This is a genomic window from Dietzia sp. DQ12-76 (assembly GCF_014145045.1).
Classification (GTDB): domain Bacteria; phylum Actinomycetota; class Actinomycetes; order Mycobacteriales; family Mycobacteriaceae; genus Dietzia.
Genome location: NZ_JAALDV010000201.1, coordinates 1 through 1,307, shown reverse-complemented (window position 1 = coordinate 1,307; position 1,307 = coordinate 1). Strand labels below are relative to the sequence as shown.

1 protein-coding gene and 1 pseudogene are annotated in these 1,307 nt (G+C 71.4%); one reads left to right on the top strand and one right to left on the bottom strand.

Annotation, left to right across the window (positions count from 1 at the left end; all coding sequences use genetic code 11):
- Nucleotides 1–349: pseudogene (locus G6019_RS08020) on the bottom strand (tryptophan-rich sensory protein); the annotation flags it as partial.
- A 96-nt stretch (nt 350–445) separates the two neighbouring features.
- On the opposite strand from G6019_RS08020, the gene G6019_RS08015 reads away from it, so the two are divergent.
- Nucleotides 446–910 carry an SRPBCC domain-containing protein gene (locus tag G6019_RS08015; RefSeq protein ID WP_107758274.1) on the top strand — a complete coding sequence of 155 codons (465 nt, stop codon included), beginning with the start codon at nt 446–448 and terminating at the stop codon, nt 908–910.
- Nucleotides 911–1,307: the final 397 nt, after the last annotated feature.

Genomic DNA, 1,307 nt, shown 5'->3' with positions numbered 1-1,307 from the left:
CCAGTGCCCACGGGCGCAGCGCCCGCTGCCGGGCCGAACGGCGGGCGGTCGGGGACAGTTGCCAGAGGGCGTAGACGATCAGCCCCAGATAGATGACGCTCCAGATGCTGAACGCTGATCCCGCCGGGGCCACCGGTGTGGCGTCCGCGGACAGCGCACCGCCCGCGGCGTCGGCCACCGGGGTGCCACCGAGGGCGCCGCTCCCGACGAACGCGGCCACGATGGCCGCCGCCACCCCCAGGAGTGTGACCACGGGCATGGCCCATCCCGTCTCCCGGGTCACACGGGTCTCCGTCGGGGTGGCGTGGGTAGTGGACGCCTCGGTCCGGTGCGGTGTCGACTGGTCCATGTCCACGACGGTAGCGGCGGTTCACGGGGCCGGCGACCCGGCCGCCGTCCCGCAGACCGGATGCACGACGCCGACCGGCCGGGCAGGGTGGAGGACATGACCACATCAACGAACATCACCGTCGAGCGCGTGATCGACCACTCGGCGGCCGAGATCTTCGAGGTCCTCACCAACCCGGAGAACCATGCCAGGCTGGACGGCTCGGGCTTCGTGCGCGGCGACTACAAGTCCGACCGGATCCAGCAGGTCGGAGACGTGTTCGCCATGGACATGGAGGGCGAGCACATGGGTGGTGAGTACCGCACGGAGAACCACGTGACGGGATACGGCAAGGACAAGATCCTGGCGTGGCAGACCGCGCCCGCCGGCACCGAGCCCCCCGGCTGGGAATGGGTCTGGGAGCTCGAGAACCGCGGGCCCGAGTCGACGCTGGTCCGCCTCACCTACGACTGGGGCAAGGTCACCGACAAGGAGATCCTCAAGAAGGTCTCCTTCCCCCTGGTGTCCGAGCAGGAGCTCGAGGACTCGCTGTCCAACCTCGCCGCGGTCGTGGCGGGCTGAGGGACGGGAGCCTCCCGGGTCGCCGACGCAAGGGTGAGCCATCTCACCGAGGAGTCCGGCTTCCGCGGTGCGATCGCGAGGCGTCCCGATGACCTGCGGTGACGCCGATGGGGCCCGCCCTCCTCTCGCCCGATCCCTTCCTGGATCCAGGATGTGGCGCCGCGTCGGGTTGCGTCGTCCCCGGACCCCGCTCGTAGGGTCGTCCGCCGTCCCCGTCGATCGGGGGCCTGGTCGCCGCCAGGGGGAGCCCGTCGGCGGGCAGGCACAGTGGCACGACCCGAGACCCAGGAGGTCACGAGACATGCAGAAGACGCTCGTCCGAACGCTGACCGGTGCGATGCTCGCTGGCGGTATCGCCGCGGGTGGGGCCTCGCTGGCCGCCCCCGCCGCCACCGCC